Source organism: Paraburkholderia bryophila (genome assembly GCF_003269035.1).
GTDB lineage: Bacteria > Pseudomonadota > Gammaproteobacteria > Burkholderiales > Burkholderiaceae > Paraburkholderia > Paraburkholderia bryophila.
Window position 1 is genome coordinate 91,577 of record NZ_QLTK01000020.1, and the last position, 22,434, is coordinate 114,010.

Genomic DNA, 22,434 nt, shown 5'->3' on the forward strand with positions numbered 1-22,434 from the left:
CGCAGTGCGGCGGTCATCGAGAGTGCTGGATAGTTATCGGGCGTCGCAAGCGGCGCCTCGCGGAGCGTGTGTCATGAAAATCGTCAAGCAACTTCTGAAGCGTCTGAGCGACACCGGCGACACGACCGGTGCGCGTGCGCCGGTTGCGCCGGCGCCGCTGATCATGGCACTCGAACCGCGCGTCGTGTACGACGCATCGGTCGCGGCAGTCGCATCGCATCCGCATGGCGCCGAAGCCGATTCGCACGCGAGCGCGACCAGTTCGCTGTCGGCCACGCCGAAGCCGGTCGCCGAACACGACGTCAAACCGGATCACGCGGCGAAGTCCGACGCGAACAAAGACAGCACGGCGCCGAAAGCGACGGAGTCCGGCGCGGCAAGCGGCGGCGGAGCATCGCATCAGGTGGTGTTCATCGACCCGAGCGTGGCGAACTACCAGGCGTTGATCGCCGGGTTGCCGGCCGGCACGCAATACGTGGTGCTGAATGCGAACACCGACGGCTTCGCGCAGATCGCGGCGTATCTGCAAACCCACAAGGGCGTCGAATCGATCCACCTGATTTCGCACGGCGCGGACGGCGAGATCCAGGCGGGTTCGACCTGGCTGAACGCCGGCGACCTGTCGGCCTACAGCGCCGAGTTGGCGCAGATCGGCGCGGAAATGAGGCCGGGCGGCGATTTCCTGATCTACGGTTGCGACGTCGCGCAGAATGCGGACGGCAAGGCGCTGGTGCAGAACGTCGCGGCGCTCACGCATCTGAACGTGGCCGCCTCGACGGACCCGACCGGCCTGGCCGCGCTCGGCGGCAACTGGACGCTCGAATACACGGTCGGCGACGTGCACACGCCGGTGATCGAATCGGCGGCGGCGCAGGCGCAGTACAACGCGCTGCTCGGCGTGACAACGGAAAACTACGACAATCACGTGTCGCCGGCCTTCAGCACCACCGGCACGAGCTTCACGATCGACGGCGTCACCTACACGACCGATCAAGCGGTCGAGACCGACGTCTACACGCAGACGACCGATCCGTTCGGCCCGCCTCCGCTGTCCACCAGCTCGACCGACGGCGTGCTGATGGTCAACTTCAACGGCACGCAAATGTCGTCGTTGACCATCACGCTCGCGAGCGGCCAGCATTTCGCGCTACAAAGCTTCGACATCGACGCATTCACCGACGGCTCGATCTACATCATTCCAAACGGCGATACGTCGAAGGAAGTGCTGCTGGTGTCGGGCGGGCTGTACTCGGCCACCAAGAATCTCGCCAGCAATCCGGACTTCCAGAACCTCACGTCGGTCACCATCAAGGACGTCGGCGACGACGGCTTTCTCACGCCGACGCTGAACAACTTCACCTACACCGTGCTGGGTACGTCCGCCACGACCAGCGTCGGCAGCGCCGCGTTCACGGCGGGCGACAACGTCGCGTCGACGCCGGTCGCGGTGGATAACGGCATCACGTTGTCCGACCCGCAATCCGCCACCGCGCAGACCGCCACGGTGTCGATCACCGGCAACCTGCATGTGGGTGAAGACGTACTGTCGTTCAATAACACCAACACGTCGCTCTACGGCAACATCACGGCAACCTACAACGCCGGCACCGGCGTCCTGTCGATGAGTTCGTCGGGCGGCACGGCGACCATCGCGCAATGGCAGAGCGCATTGCAGGCAGTGACCTACACCGATACCGCGATCACGCCGAACACGGCCACCCGCACGGTCACCTTCAACGTCAACGACGGCGTGAGCGCCGGCGTCAGCGCGTCCCGCACCGTCACCGTCGCCGATACCGACCAGACGCCGACGCTCACCAGCACCAGTTCCGGCGCGACCTATCTGGCCGGCTCCGCTTCCACGTCGGTGTTCAGCGGCGTCACGATCGGCGATCGCGACAACACGACGATGGCGTCCGCGACCGTGTCGATCAGCGGCAATTTCCAGAGCGGCGACGTGCTGTCGTTCACCAACGACGGCTCGACGATGGGCAACATCACCGGCATCTACAACGCGGGCACCGGTACGATGTCGTTGACCTCGTCCGGCGGCACCGCGACGCTCGCGCAGTGGGACAACGCGATCGACGCGATCCGTTTCTCCGACGCGTCGAACGCGCCGACGGGTGCGCGCACCGTCTCGTTCACGGTGAACGACGGCTCGAAGAACAGCGCGGCGCTGAGCAACACGGTGACCGTCACCTCCGGCCCGACCATCACGCTCGACAGCGGCTCGGCCGCTTTCGTGGCGGGCGACAACACGGCGTCCACGCCGGTCGCGGTCGACTCCGGGTTGACCGTCAGCGACGGCAGCAGCCCGACGCTGCAAAGCGTGACCGTGTCGATCACCGGCAACTTCCATAGCGGCGAAGACATGCTGGGGTACGTCAACAACCCGGCGACGATGGGCAACATCAGCGGCTCGTACAACACGGGCACCGGCATCCTGACGCTGACCTCGGCGGGCGGCACGGCGTCGCTCCTGCAATGGCAGTCGGCCTTGCGCTCGATCACCTACTCCGACACGGCGGTCACGCCAAGCCCCGCGACCCGTACGATCAGCTATGTCGCCAACGACGGCTCGAACACCAGCGCCGCGGTCTCGCGCACGGTGACGGTCACCGATACGGATCAGACGCCGACGCTCAGCACGTCCAGCAGCGGCGTTTCGTATGTTGCGGGCACGGCCGCCACGCCGGTATTCAGCGGCGTGAGCATCGCCGATCGCGATAACACGACCATGTCGCAGGCAACCGTCTCGATCGGCAGCGGCTTCGTGACGGGGCAGGACGCGCTGTCGTTCGTCAACGACGGCTCGACGATGGGCAACATTACCGCCTCGTACAACACGACCACCGGCGTGATGATGCTGAGTTCGGCGGGCAGCACGGCAACGCTCGCGCAATGGGACAACGCGCTCAACGCCGTGCGGTTCTCCGACGCGGTCAGCGGCTCGCCGGGTGCGCGCACCATCTCGCTGTCCGTTAGCGACGGCACGAAGAACAGCCTCGCCGTCACCAACATGGTGACCGTCACCGCCGTGCCGGTCGTTACGACCGACAGCGGCTCGGCCGCTTTCGTCGCGGCCGACAACGGCCCGTCCACGCCGGTCACGATCGATGCGGGTTTGACCGTGTCCGACGCCGGCAGCTCGACGTTGCAGAGCGCGACCGTCTCGATCACCGGCAATTACCATAGCGACCAGGACGTGCTGAGTTTCGTCAACAACGGCACGATGGGCGACATCACGGCCTCGTACAACGCCTCGACCGGCGTGATGACGCTGACCTCGGCAAGCGGCACGGCGACGCTCGCGCAGTGGCAGTCGGCCTTGCAGGCGATCACGTACACCGACACGGCGGTCACGCCGAACACGGCGACCCGCACGATCAGCTTCACCGTCAACGACGGCGCGCAGAGCAGCGCGATCGCGACGCGCAGCGTGACCGTCACGGATACCGACCAGACGCCGATCCTGACCACGACGGGCGGCTCGACCGCCTTCACCGCGGGCGACAACACGACGTCGACGCCGGTCGCGATCGACGGCGGCATCACGGTATCGGACCTCGACAACACGACGCTCGCTTCCGCCACCGTGTCGATCACCGGCAATCTGCACAGCGGCGAGGACGTGCTGGGGTTCAACAACATCAACCCGGCCCTGTTCGGCAACATCAGCGCGTCGTACAACGCGCTTACCGGCGTGCTGACCATGAGTTCGGCCGGCGGGACCGCGACCGTCGCGCAGTGGCAGAACGCGCTGGACGCCGTGACCTACACGAACAGCGCGATCACGCCGAACACCGCGAGCCGCACCGTCAGCTTCTCGGTGAACGACGGCACCCAGGACAGCGCGACGGTCACCAAGGTCGTGACCGTCGCCGACGTCGACCAGACGCCGGTCGTGACGACCAGCGGCGGCAGCGCGTCGTTCACGGCAGGCGACAATGCGCCTGCCGCGCCGGTGGCGGTGGACAGCGGCATCACCGTATCGGACCGCGACAACACCACGCTGGCGTCGGCCACCGTGTCGATCGGCACGGGTTTTCACGCGGGCGAAGACGTCCTGTCATTCATCAACAACGGTGTGACGATGGGCAACATCGGCGCCAGCTACAACGCCGCGACCGGCGTGTTGACGCTGACTTCGACCGGCGCCTCGGCGACGCTCGCGCAATGGCAGGCGGCGCTGCGCTCGGTCACCTACACCGACACGGCGGTGACGCCGGACACGGCCACCCGCACGATCGGCTTCGCGATCAACGACGGCACGAAGACCAGCACGCTGGCCTCGCGCAACGTCACCGTCGCCGATATCGATCAGACGCCGATTCTGACCACCAGCGGTGGATCGTCGGCGTTCGTCGCGGGCGACAATACTGCCTCGACGCCGGTGACGGTGGATGCCGGCGTCACGCTGTCCGATCTCGACAACAGCACGCTGGCGAGCGGAACCGTTGCGATCACCGGCAACTTCCACGCGGGCGAGGACGTGCTGTCGTTCACCAACGACGGCGCGACGATGGGCAACATCACGGCCACGTACGACGCCGCAACCGGCGTGCTGACGCTGAGTTCGACCGGCGCCTCGGCGACACTCGCACAATGGCAGGCGGCGCTGCGCTCGGTCACCTACACCGACACGGCGATCACGCCGAACAACGCGAACCGGACGCTGTCGTTCTTCATCAGCGACGGCACCAAAACCAGCGCGACCAGCACGAAAACCGTCACCGTGACCGATACGGACCAGACGCCGCTGGCCTCGGCGAGCGGCACCACGATCGACTACGTGGCGGGCACCGGCGCGCAAGCCGTGTTCAGCGGCGTGGCCATCAGCGATCTCGACAACACCACGCTCGCGTCGGGCGTGGTTTCGATCACGTCGGGATTCCGGTCTGGCGACATGCTTTCGTACGTGAACACCAGTTCGCCGCAGTTCGGCAACATCACGGGGTCGTATAACGCCGCGACGGGCGTGTTGACGCTGACGTCCTCGGGCGCGACGGCGACCGACGCGCAATGGCAGAACGCGTTCGCCGCGGTGACGTTCGCGAATAGCCCGACGTCGCCGCTCGGCAATCGCACGGTGTCGTTCACGGTCAACGACGGCGTGAAGAACAGCGCGGCGGTGTCCAATACCGTCGACGTCCTCAGTTCGTCGCCGAATGTGACGCTGACCGGGGGCAGCACGGCATTCACGGCGGGCGACAACGTGGTGTCGACGCCGGTCGTGGTGGACGGCGGCCTTGCCGTCACGGACCCCGAAGCCGGTACGCTGGCCTCGGCGACCGTGTCGATCGGCGCGGGGTTTCACGTGGGCGAAGACGTGCTGTCGTTCACGAACGACGGTGTGACGATGGGCAACATCGTCGCCTCGTACGACGCCTCGACCGGCGTGCTGACGCTGACTTCGACCGGTCAGACGGCGACGCTCGCGCAATGGCAGGCGGCGCTGCGCGCGGTGTCTTACACCGATACGGCGGTCACGCCCGACACGACGTCACGCACAGTCAGCTTCCAGATCGACGACGGTATCCAGTCCAGCACGGTGGCCAGCAAAACCGTCACCGTGGCGGATGTCGACCAGACGCCGGTCCTGAGCACATCGAGCGGCAGCACGGCGTTCACGGCGGGCGATAACAGGATCTCGACGCCGGTTACGGTGGACGGTGGCGTGACCGTGTCGGACCTCGACAATCCGACGCTGGCGTCGGCGACGGTGTCGGTGACAGGCGGCTTCCACGTTGGCGAAGACGTGCTGTCGTTCGTGAACGGTAACGCGGCGAGCTTCGGCAACATCAGCGGTTCGTATAACGCGACGACTGGTGTGTTGACGCTGACGTCCTCGGGCGCCACCGCCACGCTCGCGCAGTGGCAGGCCGCGCTGCAATCGGTGACCTACACCGACACGGCGGTAACGCCGGACACCACCACGCGCACGATCAGCTTTACCGTCAACGACGGCACGAAAGACAGCGCCGTGGGCTCGAAACAGGTCACCGTGGCGGACGTCGACCAGACACCGGTCCTGACCACATCGAGCGGCAGCACGTCGTTCGTCTCGGGCGACAACGCGGTCTCGACGCCGGTCGTGGTGGACGGGGGCCTGACGGTATCGGATCTCGACAACGGCACGCTCGCCTCGGCGACGGTGTCCGTCACCGGCGGCTTCCATGCCGGCCAGGACGTGCTGTCATTCAGGAATGACGGTGCGACGATGGGCAACATCACCGTCACCAGCTACGACGCGACGACCGGTGTGTTGACACTAAGCTCGTCCGGCGCGACCGCGACGCTCGCCCAATGGCAGGCCGCGCTACGCTCCGTGACCTATACCGACACGGCCGCCGTGCCCGATGCCGCTACGCGCACGATCAGCTTCACCGTCAACGACAGCGCGAAGGACAGCGCCGCCGGCACGAAGGCGATCACGATTACCGCAACGGATCAGACGCCGGTGGTTTCGATCGGCAACGATGGCTCGCCGACCTTCGCGAGCGGACCGAACGCGAACCCGGTCACGATCGCGCCGCAGATCAACGTGACGGACGCCGACAGCGGCGCCACGCTCGCCTCGGCGGCCATCTCGATCACCGGCGGCTTCCAGTCGGATCGCGACGTGCTCGCGTTCCACCCGAGCGGGGCGACCGGCAGCATCACCGCGACCTACGATGCGGCGACCGGCGTGCTGACGCTGAACGCGGCCGGCCCGGGCACGACGCTCGCGCAATGGCAAGCCGCGCTCGCCAGCGTCACGTATGCGGACCGCGCAAGCGAAACCAGCGCGAGCAGCCGCACGATCAGCTTCTCGGTCAACGACGGCCACAAGACCAGCGAGGCTTCCACGCGCACGGTGAAGATCGCCGCCGCGCCGCAGGTGGTGTCGTCGCCACCGCCCACGACGCAGTCGGGCCAACCGGCGCCGGCCACGCCGACCACGCTGCCGCCCAAGGGCAACGGCGTGAGCGCGGCAGGTCCGTCGAGCGCGCCCCCTTCGACCCCAAGCGCATTTGACGCACCGGCGCCCGACACGGTCATCACGTTCCCGCGCAACCTGACCGACAGCATCTCGAACCCGCTGATCGTGCTCGATGCGTTCGCCGAACCGCCTGAGGTCGGCTCGATCCCGGCCACCCACACGGCCACCTTCACCGCCGACGAAATCGGCACGAGCAGCTACGCGAACAGCGGCAGCGTCGGCGGATCGAACCGTCACGGTTCGCTGAGCGACACCTCGGTCGGTCCGATCGAAACGGCGCCCGTGCCGACCAGCGCGCCGCTCTCGCTCGATCTGCCCTCGCTCGCCATGCATCTGAACGTCGCGCCGGATCAAGCGTTCGTCGTCTCGCTGCCGGTCATGCTCGGTTCGAGCGAGGGCTTGCCGGTCGGCGCCGACGCGCATGTGGAACTGCGCCTCGCCGACGGCCGTCCGTTGCCGGCCTGGCTGCACTACGACCCGGTGCGCGGCACGCTGAGCGGCAAGGTGCCCGCGAATCAGCGCAGTGTGCAGATCGCGATCATCGCGCACGACGCGCAAGGTCATCAGACGCGCCGCGACGTGGCGATCGAATTCGGCGGTGCGAGCCGCTCCACGCATTCCGGCCAGGGGGGACACGACGCACCGCACGGTGCGGCCCGTGCGCCCGCTGCCACGCCGAATGCCACGCCGGCCACCCCCCCGCATGCGGCGCTGCCGTTCAGTAGCCCGCCGCTTGCCAAACCCTCGCTCGCCGAACAGTTCGTGCGCGCGCATGCGACGCTGCACGTGGCCCGTCCGGCCACCGCCGCCGCACCCGAGACCGCCGCGCGAGGTAACGCATGAGCGTCCGCCGTTTTCCGAATCCCATCATCTTTAGAAAGAGAGCCGCCGAATTGAACTCCTCGTCCGTAGCGGTGCGCGCACCGCGTCCCGCCTTGCTGGTGCTGTCGCTCGCCGTGATCTGGCTGTCGGGCTGCGCGGTCAAACCCTCGCCGTTTACCGATGCCGAACGCACCCAGACCGCGCAAGCCGACCGCACGTCGATGTTCGCGCAGCAACAGGCCGTGAGCGGCCCGATCACGCTCGACGAAGCCATGGCGCGCGCGATCCGCTACAACCTGGATCATCGGCTGAAGATGATGGAAGAGGCGCTCGCGCAGAAGCAGCTCGATCTGTCGAATTTCGATCTGCTGCCCAAGCTCACCGCGCAGGCCGGTTATACGACGCGCAATCACGAGCTCGCGTCGTCCTCGACGAACGTGTTCACCAACGAGCAATCGCTCGCGCCGTCTTATTCGACCGATAAGAACGACCGCACTGCGGACCTGTCGTTCTCGTGGAATCTGCTGGACTTCGGCGTCAGCTACTACGAGGCGAAAGAGCAGGCCGACCACGTGCTGGTGCTCGAACAGCGCCGCCGCAAGGTCGTGCAGCTGATGATGCAGCAGGTGCGCGAAGCGTACTGGCAAGCCACCGGCGCGCAACGTCTGCGCGATCGCATCGGACCGTTGCTCGATCAGGCGCGTTCCGCGCTGAACGATTCGCGTCAGGCGCAGCGTGAAAACCTGCGTGCGCCGCTCGATACGCTGAACTATCAGCACGCGCTGCTCGATCTGATGCGTCAGCTGGAAGAGATCCGCGACCAGCTCGAGGAGGCGAAGCCGCGTCTGGCCGCGCTGATGAATCTCGAACCGGGCAAGGACTACACGCTCGCGCCGCCGGAAGGCTTCGCGGTGCCGACCTTCGACATGCCGATGGACCGCATGGAAGAGACCGCGCTGGAGCGCCGCCCGGAACTGGTCGAGGCGAGCTACAACGAACGGATCAGCGTCAACGAAACCCATAAGGCGATGGCGAAGATGCTGCCCGGCATCGAATTCAGCCTCGGCACGCATTACGACAGCAACAGCTTCCTCGTCTATAACGCGTGGCGCGCGGCGGGCATCAGCGTGAGCTGGAATTTGCTGAACCTGATCAACGTGAAGAACATCAAGGGCATGGCCGACGCGCAGCTCGAAGTGGCGAAGACGCAGCGTCTCGCGCTGAGCATGGCGGTGCTCACGCAGGTGCACGTGGCCACCAGCGAGCTGAGCGCGAAACGCCGTCAGTTCGACCTGCTCAAGCAGATGAACGACGTCGACCAGCAGATTCTCGAACACACGCATAACGCGACGCAGGCGAACGCGCAGGGCAAGCTCGAGGAAATCCGCGCGGCGACCGGCGCGATGATGTCCGAGCTGCGTCTCTATCAGAGCTACGGCGAACTCGAAAATGCGTACGGGCAACTGCTCGCCACGCTCGGGCTCGATCCGGTGCCGGACACGGTCAAGGGTCACGATCTGGCTTCGTTGCAGCAGTCGATCAATCAGGAGCAGCAGCGCTGGGTCGCGCTCGGCCACGGCATCACGACCGGCGCCGCGCCGGTGGGGGCGGCGGGCGGGGTGGCCGTCGATCCGGCCAGCGCGCCCGTCAAGGCGCCGGCCGCCAGCACGCCGGCCGCCGCGCAACCTGGCGCGCCGGTCGCTGTGCAAACCAGCGCGCAGGCCACGGTCCAGGCAGCCGGTCCCGCAACAGGTGGAGTCAAGACGCAATGAAGTTTTCGCAGTGTGCGGCGTGGTGCGCAGTCGCAGTAATGTTGTCCGCACAACCGGTCTGGAGCGCGCAGCCTGGCGCCCAGCCGGACGTAAAACCCGTCGCGAAGGCCGCCGTCAAACCGGTTTCCGTGCAGGCCCCGGCGCTTGCGCCGCAAGCGGCGTCGGCGCAAAGCGATGCGTCCGGCGACGCGGGCAAGATCCGCATCCAGTTGGTGTCGCGCGATCAGGTGGATCTGTCGAGCGAAATCGCCGCCAAGATCGCGACGCTGCCGTTGCGTGACGGCGACGCGTTCCGCACCGGTCAGACGCTGGTGTCGCTCGACTGCTCGCTGTACACGGCGCAATTGCGCAAGGCCCAGGCCGAAGCCGGCGCCGCCAGCGATCTGCTGAACGTGGATCAGCGGCTCGCACAACTGCATTCGGTCGGCGAACTCGAAGTGCAGCAGGCGGCCGCCAAGCTGAAGGCGAGCAACGCCGAGGTCGCGTACATGCAGGCGACCGTGCGCAAATGCGTGATCACCGCGCCGTTCGACGGCCGCGTCTCGAAGCGTTCGGCCGCGCCGCAGCAGTTCGCGGAACCGGGCAAACCGCTGCTGACGATCGTCGACACCAGCCGCCTCGAACTCAAAATGATCGTGCCGTCGAAGTGGCTGGTCTGGCTGAAGCCCGGCCATGCGCTCAGCGTGCAGGTCGACGAGGTCGGCAAGACCTATCCGGCGCAGGTCGCCCGCATCGGCGCGCGCGTCGATCCCGTAACGCAGACCGTCGACGTGACGGCGGCCCTGACCGGCAGCGTGCCCGAATTGCTGCCGGGCATGAGCGGCTGGGCCACCTTCGCCAGCCGATGACCGCCATGCATCCGGCGCCCGGTGGGCCGTCGCCCGGGAATCACGCGAACAACGTGCGCATCGACCCGCAGCAGCTGGCGATGCTGTGGCAACTCGCGGCTCGCGCGCGCGACGCGCAGACCGAAGCGACGCTCGGCTTCACCGTGGTCAACGAAACGCTGTCGTTGCTGCCGTACCGGCAGGCCGCCTGGTGGCGCGGCACTGCGCCCGGCACGGTGGCGGCGGTGTCCGGCTTGCCGGAAAGCGATCCGAATGCGCCTTACGTGCAGTGGCTTGGCGCGCTGTGCCGGGTGCTGGCGCGTGCGCCTGAAAGCGCTGCGCCGCACGCGGGCGATGCAACCGTGGCGCCGCCCATCGAGCGCGCGCGCGCCTTCACCGCGGCCGATCTCGCCGTGGACCCTGCGGCCGCGCATGTCGTGCAGGACTGGCAGGCGTGGTGGCCCGAGCATGGTCTGTGGCTGCCGCTGGCCGATCGCAGCGGGCGTGCGCTCGGCGGCGTGGTATTCGCACGCGACGCCGCGTGGACCGCGGTGGATTGCGCCTTGCTCGGCGAACTCGCGCAGGTCTGGGCGCATGCCTTCGCGGCGTTCGGCCCACGGCCTTCGTGGTTCGAACGGGCGCGCGTGATTCTGAAGCCTGGGAGGCAGCAGCGTCGCGTACTGATTGCATTGGTGGTTGCGTGCCTGATTCCCGTGCGGCTGACGGTGCTCGCACCGGCCGAAGTCACACCGAAAGATCCGTTCGTGGTGCGCGCGCCGCTCGACGGCGTGATCGACCGTTTGTACGTGCAACCGAACCAGCCGGTCGCGGCCGGCACGCCGCTGCTCGGGCTCGACGCCACGACGTTGCAATCGCGCTATGCGCTGGCGCGCAAGGACTTCGATACCGCGCAGGAAGAGTACCGGCAGACCGCGCAACTCGCCGTCACCGACGACCGCAACCGTCTCGACATGGCCGAGCGCAAGGGCAAGCTCGACCAGAGCGCCGTGCAACTCGACTTCACCGCGCAGCAACTCGCGCGCGTGCGGGTCAGCGCCGCGCGTCCGGGCGTGGCAGTGTTCGCCGATCCGAACGAATGGACCGGCAAGGCGGTCGCCGTCGGCGAAAAGATCCTGTTGCTGGCCGATCCGGCGCATGTCGAACTGAGTGCTTATCTGCCGGTCGCCGACAACGTCGACGTGAAAGCCGGCGCGACGATCACGCTGTATCCGAAGAGCTCGCCGCTCGCCACTTACGAAGCGCGGATCGACTCGGTCGCGTATCGTGCCGAGCCGACGCCCGACGGCGTGCTCGCGTACCGCATCCGCGCCACCTTTAGCGACGCCACGGCGCGTCCGCCGCTCGGCGCGATGGGCACCGCGCGGATTCATGGCAACTGGGTGCCGTTGTTCTACTACGTGCTGCGGCGCCCGTTGACGCTCGCGCGTCAGTGGCTGGGTTGGTAACGCGATGTGCTCCGCCCGTTTGAGTATGAGTGGGACCGCCAAGCGTGGGGCCGCACGATGAGCCGCCTGCCGCAACTTCGCCAAGAGCTGACGCTTAGCGCCGGCGCGCCCACGCCGGAGGGCGCGCCGACCTGGATGCTGCACGACCCCGCCGCGAACCGTTTTTTCCAGCTTGGCTGGCCGGCCTTCGAGCTGCTGTCGCGCTGGCCGCTCGACGACGCCAACGCGATCGTCGCCAGTGTGAATCGCGACACGACGCTGACCGTCACGATCGACGACATGGAAGCGCTCGTGCGCATGCTGCAGCAGCAGAACCTGCTGGTCGCGCGCACCGCGAGCGACGCCGACCGGCTGGCCGCCCGCGCCGAAGCGGGGCGGCTCGGCCAGGCGATGTGGCTGCTCAAGCACTACCTGATGATCCGGATTCCGCTGTGGCATCCCATGGCGTTTCTGCGGCGCACCGCGCGCTACGCGTCGTTCGCGTTTCGTCCGGTGTTCTGGATGATGATCGCCGCTTGCGCGGTGCTCGGTCTGTTCCTCGTGTCACGCCGCTGGGACGAATTCCTGCATACGTTCCACTCGTATGCGGATCTGCAAGGCCTCGTCGCGATCGGCATCGCGATCGGCATCGCGAAGGTGCTGCACGAATTCGCGCATGCGTTTACCGCGCAGCGTTACGGCTGCCGCGTGCCGACCATGGGCGTGGCCTTTCTCGTGATGCTGCCGGTGTTGTACACGGATACCACCGAAGCCTGGAAAGTGCCGAGCCGCGCGAGCCGTCTGCGGATCGGCGCGGCCGGCATGCTGAGCGAACTCGCGCTCGCCGCCGTGGCGACGCTCGCCTGGAGTCTGCTGCCCGACGGCCCGCTGCGTGCCGGCGCGTTTCTGCTCGCCACCACCACGTGGATCGGCACGCTGGCGATCAACGCGAGTCCGTTCATGCGCTTCGACGGCTATTTTTTGCTGTCCGACTGGCTCGATACGCCGAACCTGCACGACCGCGCGTTCGCGCTCGGCCGCTGGTGGCTGCGCGAATGGCTGTTCGGTCTCGGCGAGCCGCAGCCGGAGCCGTGCTCGCCGTCGCGGCGGCGGTTTCTCGTCGGCTTTGCGTTTGCAACGTGGTTTTACCGGCTCGCGGTGTTTTTCTCGATCGCGCTGGTCGTGTATCACGCGTTTTTCAAGGTGTTGGGGCTGATGCTGTTTTGCATCGAGTTCGGCTGGTTCATCGTGCGGCCGATGTGGCGCGAAACGCTCGCGTGCTGGCAGCGTCGCGCGCAATTGCGCTGGTGCCGGCAGACCCGGCGCAGTGCGTTGCTCGGCGCGTTGCTGATCGGCTTTCTGGTGGTGCCGTGGCACGCGGGCGTGAGTGCGCCGGCGGTGTTCGGGCCGCAACACGCGCAGGGCCTGTACACGGTGGCGGCGGGTTACGTGGCGGCGACGCCGCCGCCCGCCCGGGACGGTCAGACGGTGCAAGCCGGCGAGGTACTCGCGACCATCGTGTCGCCCGACCTCGCGTACCGGCTCAAAGCCGCGCAGGCCGAAGAGGCCTTGCTGCGCTGGCAGGTCGAACAGCAGGCCTTCGACGACCGCCTGCGCGAGCAGGGCGTTGCATTGACGCGGCGCTGGGATGCGGCGCGCCAGACGATCGCGGGATTGCAGGCGGAGATCGGGCAGTTGACGATCCGCGCGCCGTTTGCCGGCACGCTCGACGTACCCGGCGACGCGGTCGCGGCCGGCACCTGGCTGCCGCGCGGCGAACGGCTCTACGACGTGATCGGGCCGGGCGGCATCAAGGGCGATGCCTTCGTCGGCGAAAACGACGTGGGCCGCGTGCGGGCCGGCGAGCCGGCGGTGTTCGTCGCGACGCTCGCGGAAATGCGGCCGGTGCATTGCCGCGTGCAGGCCGTCGACAAGGTGAACATCGGCGTGCTCGACGAGCCTTCCGTCGCGAGTCAGTATGGCGGTCCGATTCCCGCCGAGCAGGACGCGAAGACGCACCAGCTGGTGCCGCTGCAGGCGACCTGGCAAGTGCGGATCGACGACTGCGACAGCGGCAGGACGCTGCCGCGGGAGTTGACCGGCAGCGCGTCGCTGGATGGCGGGCGGGAGAGTTATGCGGGCAAGTGGCTGCGTTCGCTCGTCGCGGTCATGCAGCGGGAAGGCGGCTTTTAGGCGAGCCCCCGCCGCGCGGCGACCGCTCAGTTCGGCGCGGCCACGTTGAACGGCTTGCCCGGTATCCACGCCCACGTGGCCAGCACTTTTGCACCTGCCGGGCCGGCCTTCGTGACGTGGATGACGTTGGCCGGCATCCGGTAACTCTCGCCGGCATGCACGACCCGGTCGGACCGGCCGTCCACCTGAACGGTCACTTCCCCTTCCAGCACATAGGCGAGCTCCGGGCCGGTTGCCTTGTGCCGCGGTTTAGCCGCGTTCGGCGGGAATTCGGCGACACCCATGCCCATCTCTCGTAGAGTGCCTGCCAGGGGGACGCGTTGCAGCACGACGGTGTCTTTGGCGGGCGGCGGCGCGGCGGGGGTATTGGCTGGGTTGACGGCCTTTGCTTCGGCCGTGTTGGCGGCATTGGCGGCATTGGCCAATTGCAACGGCGCGCTCAGCGTCATTGCCGCCGTCACGATCGACGCCAAACAAAACACGCGGCTCATGGCGATTCTCCTTTTCATCAACGCGCGCCGGCAGCGCCGAGCGCCGTCAGAATCCGATGCGCGACGGTGACACGATCCTCGATCGGTACGTTCTTGTTCGCCAGCATCACGATCCCGAGCTGCTTGCCAGGAATAAACGCGACGTACGTGCCGAAGCCGTTCGTCGAACCGGTCTTGTTGATCCACACATCCTGCTGCGGCGCGAGCGGCGGCTCGATGGCGGTGACGGGTGTCGCTTTCATCGTCATCGTTGCGGAGTTGCCTTCGAGCAGGGTCTTCAGCGTCACCGGATACGCGTACTGTTCCCAGATCAGGTCCTGAGTCATCACGCCCGCCGTGAAGTAACCGGTATGCGTCGCCGTGATCGCGCGTTGCCACGCTGGGTCGATCCGCACGAGGTTCATGTTTGCTTGCAGGAAGCGCGTCAGGTCGGTGGCCGTCGTCTTGACGCCGTACGCCTCGGCGGATAACACGCCGGGCGCGACGCGGATCGGCGCGCCGTCCTTTTTGTAGCCTTGCGCGTAGTCCGGCATGCGGGCCTGCGGTACATCGATATAGCTGTGCTTCAGGCCGAGCGCGGGGAACAGGCGCTGCTGCATCAACGGCGTGAACGCGTCGCCCATGCTTTTGGCCGCGATCAGTCCGAGCGTGCCGATGCCGGGATTCGAATACGTTCGGCAAGTGCCCGGCGTACAGCCCGGTTTCCATGCCTTGAGGTAGCGCAGAAACTGCGCGTCGTTCTGGATCTCGTCGGGCACTTGCAACGGCAGCACGCCGGGCGTATGCGTGCCCAGATTGACGAGGCTCACGTTGCCGAACGGACTGCCTTGCAGCGACGGCAGATATTGGCTCGTCCTGTCGGACAGCGACAGCTTGCCGCTGACCTGCGCATAAGACGCCAGCGTCGCCGTGAAGGTCTTGCTGACGGAGCCGATCTCGAACAGCGTGTCTTGCGTGACCGGCTTGCCGGTTTCCGTCGACGCCACGCCGTAATTGAACACGTAAGGCTGACCCGCGACGATCACGCCGACCGCCATGCCGCGTACGCCGTCTTTGGTCATGAGCGGTTGAATCGCGGCGTCGACGGTGTGCTGGATCGTGGCGCGCGAGGTGTCGGCGGCGGCGTACGTTGTCGTGGCGATCGCGCACAGGGCGGTGAATAAGAGCGGTGCGATCGTCGTGATGGGAGTGAGAGGGCGGAGCTTCATTTGCGTCGTTTCCTTGAATATCGGCCAGGCCGCACTATCCGACTTTTACGGTTGGCTGACAATCGACGATATGTTGCGCGAGGGTAAAGAAAATCTTGTGGGCGAAGCGGCCACGTCGATTTCGGATCGGCTCGATCCGGTTCCAGATAACACGCCTTTACCTCTCTATCTGAACAGGTGTTTTCCCCGAGGGAATTACTAAGCTGCCTGTGTGCCATTTCTGGCTATTCAGCATGCCGGACGGGTAGAACGACCCGTTATTGAAAATGGCTAAAAATCGATTCTCACTCAGGAGAAAACCTTGAAAGCCAACTTTATAAGAGGCATAGCGGCCGGTCTCGTGTGTGCCGTGATCGCGGCATGCGGCGGAGGTACTTCGGATCCGGCAGGTATCAGTCAAAAGAAAATGTCCAATGTCGCGGCTGCGGCAAAGGGATTCATTTTCAGCCCGTACAAAGATCTCACGATCAACATGAACTGGAACACGAATGTGATTTCCACCAACGTGACGGGGTCCTTGCAACCCATCCTGAACGTGATGCCGGGCAAACTCAATACGCTGACCTGGGCATTCGCCACCGGCGAATGCGGCAGCGAAAACTGGGCCGGCCTGACGCCTTCGCAGGTGGCGGGGTCGAACGTTCAGGCGGCGGTTAATGCGGGCAAAAGCTATATCGTTTCCACCGGCGGCGCGGCAGGCTCGTTCACCTGTGGCTCGGATGCCGGCTTCAGCAAGTTTATCCAGACCTATTATTCAGCCAATATGCTGGGTGTCGATTTCGACATTGAAGCGGGCCAAAGTCAGGGCGATATCAACAACCTGATCCAGCGTGTGATCGTTGCGCAAAGAACCTATCCCAACCTGCGTTTCAGCTTCACGATCGCGACATTGGGCGGTAATTCGCCGCAAAGTCTGGGCGATACGGGCGTCATGGTCATGAACGCCATTCAGGCCGCCGGTCTGACGAATTACACGATCAACCTGATGACGATGGACTACGGCAGCGCCATTGCGGGCAATTGCGTGGTGGGCAGTAGCGGTTCGTGCGACATGGGGCAATCGGCGGTTCAGGCGGCGATCAATCTGCACGGCTATTACGGCGTGCCGTATAGCCAGATAGAACTGACGCCGATGATCGGCGGCAACGATACGCAAGACGAGGTCTTTACCACGGCCGACGTCGCCACCGTATCCGCATTCGCCACACAGAACGGCCTGGCCGGCGTGCATTTCTGGTCGTTCGATCGCGACAACGACTGCGCGCCCGGCTACGCGTCGCCCACCTGCAATAGTTATGGCCAGGCGGGCACGTTGGGCTTTACCAATCAGTTCATCGCCCAGTTAGGCCTTTGAGCGACGCGAGCGCGGCGATTGCGGCGAGGGCGGCGGCGCTCACACCGCCGCCGTGGCCTCGCGTTTTCTCGAGGGCGCGCCGTTCGCGACGAAGTAGGGCGTCTCGACGCGCGCCAACGCCTGCCGCCCGCGAATCCGGTCGGCGATTTTCTCCGCGAGCATGATGGTCGGGGCGTTCAGATTGCCCGTCGTGATGAGCGGCATGATCGACGCGTCGACCACACGCAGCGCCTCCATGCCGTGGACGCGACCCTCGTTGTCCACCACCGCCATGTCGTCATAGCCCATCTTGCACGAGCATGACGGATGAAACGCCGTCTCCGCGCGCATGCGCACGAAGGCGTCGAGCTGTTCGTCGGTGCTCAGTTCGGCGCCGGGGTTCAGCTCGCGGCCGCGATAACGCTCGAGCGCCGGTTGCCGCATGATTTCGCGCGTGATCCGGATGCCGTCGCGGAACTCGCGCCAGTCGAGCGGATCGGCCATGTAGTTGAACAGGATGCTCGGATGCGCGTTCGGATCGCGCGAAGCGAGCTTCACGCGGCCGCGGCTCGGCGAACGCATTGAGCCGACATGGGCCTGAAAGCCGTGCATCCTGATCGCATTCGAGCCGTTGTAATTGATCGCGACCGGCAGGAAGTGATACTGGATGTTCGGCCACAAATCGTCGTCGCGCGTGCGGATAAAGCCGCCTGCTTCGAACTGGTTGCTCGCGCCGATACCCGTGCCGTTCAGCATCCATTCGAGGCCGATGCCGGGCTGGTTCCACCATTGCAACGCGGGGTAAAGCGATACGGGCTCCTTGCACTCGTACTGGATGTACATCTCCAGATGGTCCTGCAGGTTTTCGCCGACGCCGGGCAGATCGTGCACGAGCGGCACGTCGAGTTCGCGCAGCCATGTGGATCGGCCCACGCCGGAGCGCTGCAACAGTTGCGGGGAGGCAATCGCGCCGCTGCACACCAGCACTTCGCGGCGCGCCTGCGCGTTCACCGCCTTGCCGTGATGCAGATAGGTCACGCCGACCGCCCGCTTGCCGGAGAACAGCACGCGATCGGTCACCGCATGCGTGACGATGGTCAGATTCGGCCGCGTCTTTGCGCGATCCAGATAGCCGCGTGCCGTGCTCGAACGCCGGCCGTTGGCGGTGACCGTGCGGTCCATCGGGCCGAAGCCTTCCTGCTGGTAGCCGTTCAGATCGTTGGTGCGGGCAAAGCCGGCCTGGACGCCGGCTTCGACCATCGCGGCGAATAGCGGATTGTTGCCGGGCTTGCTGGTGGTGACATGCACCGGCCCGTCGCCGCCGTGGTACGCATTCGCGCCGGCGTCGCGCGTTTCGGCCTTGCGGAAATACGGCAGGCAATCCAGATAGGTCCAGTTTTCCAGACCCGGGCGGGTGGCCCAGCCGTCGTAATCGAGCGCATTGCCGCGGATGTAGCACATGCCGTTGATCAGCGACGAGCCGCCGAGCCCCTTGCCGCGGCCGCATTCCATGCGGCGGTTGTTCATATGCGGCTCGGGGTCCGTTTCGTACGCCCAGTTGTAGCGGCGGCCTTGCAGCGGATAAGCGAGCGCAGCCGGCATTTGCGTGCGGAAATCGAAGCGGTAGTCGGGACCGCCCGCTTCGAGCAGCAGCACGCTCACGTCCGCGTCTTCAGTGAGGCGCGACGCGAGCACGTTGCCCGCCGAACCCGCACCGACGACGATGTAGTCGTATTCGTTCGAAGCCATCGCGTTTCTCCTCGTCAGAACACCGGTTGATAGGGGCCGAGTTCGACCTGCACGGACTTGAGGCGCGTGTAGTGTTCGAGCGTGGTCATGCCGTTTTCGCGGCCGACGCCCGACTGCTTATAGCCGCCCACCGGCATTTCGGCGGGCGACTCGCCCCACGTATTGATCCAGCAGATGCCCGCTTCGAGCCGATGAATCACGCGATGCGCGCGCGCCAGGTTCTCGGTCACGACGCCCGCGGCGAGTCCGTACGCGGTGTGGTTCGCGCGCTCGACGGCCTCGTCTTCGTCGTTGAAAACGAGCAGACTCATGACGGGCCCGAAGATCTCCTCACGCACGATACGCATCTCGTCGCGGCAGTCGGCGAACACGGTGGGCTCGACGTACTGGCCATGCCCGAAATGACCCTTGGTGAGTCGCCGGCCGCCCGCGATCAGCCGCGCGCCTTCCTGCACGCCGCTTTCTATATAGCCCAGCACCTTCTGCAATTGCGCGGCGCTGACCAGCGGGCCGAAGTTGGTGTGCGGATCGTCAGGCGCGCCCACCCGAATGCGTTTGACCCGCGCCAGCACGAGCGTTTCGAAGCGCTCCATCACGCTGCGTTGCACGAACACGCGCGTGCCGTTGGTGCAGACCTGGCCGGCGCTGAAGAAGTTGGCGCTCATCGCGATGTCGGCGGCGCGTTCGAGGTTGGCGTCGTCGAACACGAGCAAGGGCGACTTGCCGCCGAGTTCCATCGTCACCTCTTTCAGCGACGAAGCGCCGGCGAGGGACATCACTTTCTTGCCGGTCTCCACGCCGCCGGTAAACGAAATCTTCTCGATGTCCGGATGCGCGGCGAGCATGGCGCCCACCCGGCCGTCGCCCTGCACGACGTTGAAGACGCCGGCCGGTAGGCCAGCTTCGGTGTAGATCTCGGCGAGTTTCAACGCCGACAGCGGGGTGATTTCGCTCGGCTTGAAAATCATCGCATTGCCGGCCGCGAGGGCGGGCGCCGACTTCCAGCACGCAATCTGGATCGGGTAATTCCACGCGCCGATGCCCGCGCAGACGCCCAACGGCTCGCGCCGTGTATAAACGAACGACGACGGCCGCAGCGGGATCTGCTGCCCCTCGATCGCGGTGGCGAGCCCTGCGTAGTACTCGATCACGTCAGCGCCGGTGACGATGTCCACGGCTTGCGTTTCCGCGATCGGCTTGCCGGTGTCGCGTGTTTCGAGCGCGGCGAGTTCGTCGTTGCGCTCGCGCAATAGCTCGACCGCGCGGCGCAGAATCCGCGAGCGTTGCATGGCCGTAAGCGCGGCCCATTCGATTTGGCCCTCGCGCGCGGATCGCACCGCACGGTCGACGTCCGCAGCCGACGCCTGTTGCACCGTGGCGAGCGTTTCGCCGGTCGCGGGATCGAGCGTGTCGAAGGTTTCTCCGCCGGTCGCGTCGACGTAGTCGCCGCCGATATAGAGACGTTGGGTTGCGAATACCGCCATGACTTGCTCCTTGCTGAAGAGTGGACTGGTCTAGGCGCTTGCCGCCAGCACCAGATCGATATATTCATTGGCCACGCGCAGCGCCGCTCGGGTGTCGAACGGTTCGCCCGACAACGCGCCGCGCAGCCACAAGCCGTCGATCAGCGCCGCGAGGCCGCTGGCCGCGCGGCGTGCCGCCGGACGCGGCAGCGCTTTCGAAAAATCCGCGCACAGGTTCGAGTTCAGCCGCCGCGTGTTGACATACTGCAAGCGCCGCAATGCCGGCTTGTGCATGCTTTCGGACCAGAACGCGAGCCAGGTTTTCATCACCGGCCCGCTGGTTTGCTCCGCGTCGAAATTGGCGGCAACCACCGCGCGCAGTTTCGAGCGCGGGTCGGCCCTCGCAGCCCGGCGGCGGCGCGACGTGGCTTGCCACAGATCGCGCAATACGTGCCGCATGGTGGCTTCGAGCAGCCCGTCCTTGTCGCCGAAATAGTGACTGACGATGCCGGTGGAAATGCTCGCGCGCTGCGCCACGGAAGCGAGCGTGGCGCCCGCGAGACCGGTCTGGTCGATCGTGAGCAGGGTGGCGTCGATCAACTGCGCGCGACGGATTTCGCGCATTCCGAGTTTGGGCATGGCGCTGACGGTCATGGTGCAAAAGGCGGGCAAGCGGCGCGGGCGTGTCGTTCGCCGACCCGTTGGATGGGCCATGTTAGTTTTTTTATATTGAACGGTCAATCAATAAAAACCGGTGTGACTGAACGCGGGGGCGGCTTGCGGCGGCCGTGTCGGTTCCGGCCAAACTCGTGTCGCGTTGGAACCCAGTGCTTTGCTCCGCGGGCGCTACGCTCGTTGAACGGCGTGCCGCGCGAGAGTCGGTCACGCCGTTCACAAGACATGGAGACAGACAATGAGCAGCAATCGCGGCGTCGTGTATCTCGGGCAGGGCAAGGTGGAAGTGCAGTCGATCGACTTTCCGAAGATGGTCGATCCACGCGGCCGGTCGATCGGCCACGGCGTGATCCTGAAGGTGGTGAGTACGAATATTTGCGGCTCGGATCAGCACATGGTGCGCGGCCGCACGACCGCCGAAGTGGGTCTCGTGCTCGGTCATGAAATCACCGGCGAGGTGGTCGAAGTGGGCCGCGACGTCGAGACGCTGAAGATCGGCGATCTGGTGTCGGTGCCGTTCAACGTGGCTTGCGGACGCTGTCCGACCTGCAAGGCGCAGCATACCGGCGTGTGCCTGAACGTGAATCCGTCGCGCGCGGGCGGCGCGTATGGCTACGTGGACATGGGCGGGTGGATCGGCGGCCAGGCCGAATACGTGCTGGTGCCGTACGCGGATTTCAACCTGCTGAAATTCCCCGACTACGCCCAGGCGATGTCGAAAATCCGTGACCTCACGTGTCTGTCCGACATTCTGCCGACCGGCTATCACGGTGCGGTGATGGCGGGCGTGAAGCCGGGCGCGACCGTTTATATCGCGGGAGCGGGGCCGGTGGGCATGGCGGCAGCGGCTTCCGCGCGACTGTTGGGCGCGGCCTGCACGATTGTCGGCGATATGAACGAGGCGCGGCTCGCGCATGCTCGCAAGATGGGTTTCCAGACCGTCGATCTGTCGAAGGACGCCACGCTGGCGGAGCAGATCGAGCAGATTCTCGGCAAGCCGGAAGTGGATTGCGCGGTGGACTGCGTGGGCTTCGAGGCGCACGGTCACGGCAGTAGCGGTTCGCACGAGGAAGCGCCGGCTACCGTGCTCAATTCGCTGATGGAGATCACGCGGGCGGCGGGTGCGATCGGCATTCCCGGTCTTTACGTGACCGACGATCCGGGCGCGGTCGACGCCGCCGCTCGCAAAGGCGCACTGAGCATCCGCTTCGGACTGGGTTGGGCGAAGTCGCACTCGTTCCATACCGGCCAGACGCCGGTGATGAAGTACAACCACAATCTGATGCAGGCGATCTTGTGGGACCGTTTGCCGATTGCGGATATCGTCAACGTGACGGTGGTGTCGCTGGACGATGCGCCGGAAGGGTATCGGCAGTTCGACGGCGGCGCGCCACGCAAGTTCGTGATCGATCCGCATGGGTTGTTGAAGGCGGCTTGATGCGAACCCGGGGCCGGGTAGCGCGAACCTGAG

At 66.0% G+C, this 22,434-nt stretch carries 12 protein-coding genes; 7 read left to right on the forward strand and 5 right to left on the reverse strand.

Annotation, left to right across the window (positions count from 1 at the left end; genetic code table 11):
- Positions 1-73 precede the first annotated feature (73 nt).
- The 5 genes from BX591_RS24750 to BX591_RS24770 are packed head-to-tail and all read left to right on the forward strand — an operon-like array spanning position 74 to position 14,044.
- Positions 74-7,828 (forward strand): DUF4347 domain-containing protein, encoded by a 7,755-nt coding sequence (locus BX591_RS24750; protein WP_111933939.1) that lies wholly within the window; start codon positions 74-76, stop codon positions 7,826-7,828.
- A complete protein-coding gene (locus BX591_RS24755; RefSeq protein WP_244147103.1) occupies positions 7,825-9,579 on the forward strand; it encodes a TolC family protein in 1,755 nt (584 codons plus the stop codon). Before BX591_RS24750 ends, BX591_RS24755 begins: the two co-directional genes overlap by 4 nt.
- A 38-nt stretch (positions 9,580-9,617) precedes the next feature.
- Positions 9,618-10,427, forward strand: coding sequence for an efflux RND transporter periplasmic adaptor subunit (locus tag BX591_RS24760; RefSeq protein ID WP_111933941.1), 810 nt, complete (start codon positions 9,618-9,620; stop codon positions 10,425-10,427).
- Positions 10,424-11,872, forward strand: coding sequence for an efflux RND transporter periplasmic adaptor subunit (locus tag BX591_RS24765; RefSeq protein ID WP_420849412.1), 1,449 nt, complete (start codon positions 10,424-10,426; stop codon positions 11,870-11,872). Before BX591_RS24760 ends, BX591_RS24765 begins: the two co-directional genes overlap by 4 nt.
- 57 nt (positions 11,873-11,929) lie before the next feature.
- A complete protein-coding gene (locus BX591_RS24770) occupies positions 11,930-14,044 on the forward strand; it encodes a site-2 protease family protein (protein WP_111933942.1) in 2,115 nt (704 codons plus the stop codon).
- A 26-nt stretch (positions 14,045-14,070) separates the two neighbouring features.
- On the opposite strand, the gene BX591_RS24775 is transcribed toward BX591_RS24770, so the two are convergent.
- Positions 14,071-14,535 carry a cupin domain-containing protein gene (locus tag BX591_RS24775; protein ID WP_111933944.1) on the reverse strand — a complete coding sequence of 155 codons (465 nt, stop codon included), beginning with the start codon at positions 14,533-14,535 and terminating at the stop codon, positions 14,071-14,073.
- Between the two features lie 17 nt (positions 14,536-14,552).
- Entirely contained in the window at positions 14,553-15,743 is a 1,191-nt protein-coding gene (gene ampC / locus BX591_RS24780) for a class C beta-lactamase (protein WP_111933945.1), read from the reverse strand.
- Positions 15,744-16,149: 406 nt separating this feature from the next.
- On the opposite strand from ampC, the gene BX591_RS24785 reads away from it, so the two are divergent.
- Positions 16,150-17,097: a glycoside hydrolase family 18 protein gene (locus BX591_RS24785; RefSeq protein ID WP_244218698.1), complete on the forward strand. Its 948-nt coding sequence runs from the start codon at positions 16,150-16,152 to the stop codon at positions 17,095-17,097.
- Positions 17,098-17,136: 39 nt separating this feature from the next.
- On the opposite strand, the gene betA is transcribed toward BX591_RS24785, so the two are convergent.
- Genes betA through betI form a run of 3 tightly spaced genes read right to left on the reverse strand, consistent with a single transcriptional unit; the run spans position 17,137 to position 20,927 of the window.
- The gene (betA, locus tag BX591_RS24790) at positions 17,137-18,825 is read right to left on the reverse strand and encodes a choline dehydrogenase (RefSeq protein WP_111933949.1); all 1,689 of its coding nucleotides are present in this window, start codon (positions 18,823-18,825) and stop codon (positions 17,137-17,139) included.
- Positions 18,826-18,839: 14 nt separating this feature from the next.
- Positions 18,840-20,309 carry a betaine-aldehyde dehydrogenase gene (gene betB / locus BX591_RS24795; RefSeq protein ID WP_111933951.1) on the reverse strand — a complete coding sequence of 490 codons (1,470 nt, stop codon included), beginning with the start codon at positions 20,307-20,309 and terminating at the stop codon, positions 18,840-18,842.
- Positions 20,310-20,339: 30 nt separating this feature from the next.
- The gene (betI, locus tag BX591_RS24800; RefSeq protein ID WP_111934001.1) at positions 20,340-20,927 is read right to left on the reverse strand and encodes a transcriptional regulator BetI; all 588 of its coding nucleotides are present in this window, start codon (positions 20,925-20,927) and stop codon (positions 20,340-20,342) included.
- Positions 20,928-21,201: 274 nt separating this feature from the next.
- Between betI and fdhA the strand changes: the two genes are divergently transcribed.
- A complete protein-coding gene (fdhA, locus tag BX591_RS24805) occupies positions 21,202-22,401 on the forward strand; it encodes a formaldehyde dehydrogenase, glutathione-independent (protein WP_111933952.1) in 1,200 nt (399 codons plus the stop codon).
- The last annotated feature ends 33 nt before the right edge of the window (positions 22,402-22,434 follow it).

Bases quoted from the DNA above. Each gene is read 5' to 3' on its own strand.
- fdhA (WP_111933952.1), top strand. From the start codon at position 21,202: ATGAGCAGCAATCGCGGCGTCGTGTATCTCGGGCAGGGCAAGGTGGAA.
- BX591_RS24775 (WP_111933944.1), bottom strand. From the start codon at position 14,535: ATGAGCCGCGTGTTTTGTTTGGCGTCGATCGTGACGGCGGCAATGACG.
- betB (WP_111933951.1), bottom strand. From the start codon at position 20,309: ATGGCGGTATTCGCAACCCAACGTCTCTATATCGGCGGCGACTACGTC.
- BX591_RS24785 (WP_244218698.1), top strand. From the start codon at position 16,150: ATGTCCAATGTCGCGGCTGCGGCAAAGGGATTCATTTTCAGCCCGTAC.
- BX591_RS24755 (WP_244147103.1), top strand. From the start codon at position 7,825: ATGAGCGTCCGCCGTTTTCCGAATCCCATCATCTTTAGAAAGAGAGCC.
- BX591_RS24765 (WP_420849412.1), top strand. From the start codon at position 10,424: ATGACCGCCATGCATCCGGCGCCCGGTGGGCCGTCGCCCGGGAATCAC.
- betA (WP_111933949.1), bottom strand. From the start codon at position 18,825: ATGGCTTCGAACGAATACGACTACATCGTCGTCGGTGCGGGTTCGGCG.
- ampC (WP_111933945.1), bottom strand. From the start codon at position 15,743: ATGAAGCTCCGCCCTCTCACTCCCATCACGACGATCGCACCGCTCTTA.
- BX591_RS24760 (WP_111933941.1), top strand. From the start codon at position 9,618: ATGTTGTCCGCACAACCGGTCTGGAGCGCGCAGCCTGGCGCCCAGCCG.
- BX591_RS24770 (WP_111933942.1), top strand. From the start codon at position 11,930: ATGAGCCGCCTGCCGCAACTTCGCCAAGAGCTGACGCTTAGCGCCGGC.
- betI (WP_111934001.1), bottom strand. From the start codon at position 20,927: ATGCCCAAACTCGGAATGCGCGAAATCCGTCGCGCGCAGTTGATCGAC.
- BX591_RS24750 (WP_111933939.1), top strand. From the start codon at position 74: ATGAAAATCGTCAAGCAACTTCTGAAGCGTCTGAGCGACACCGGCGAC.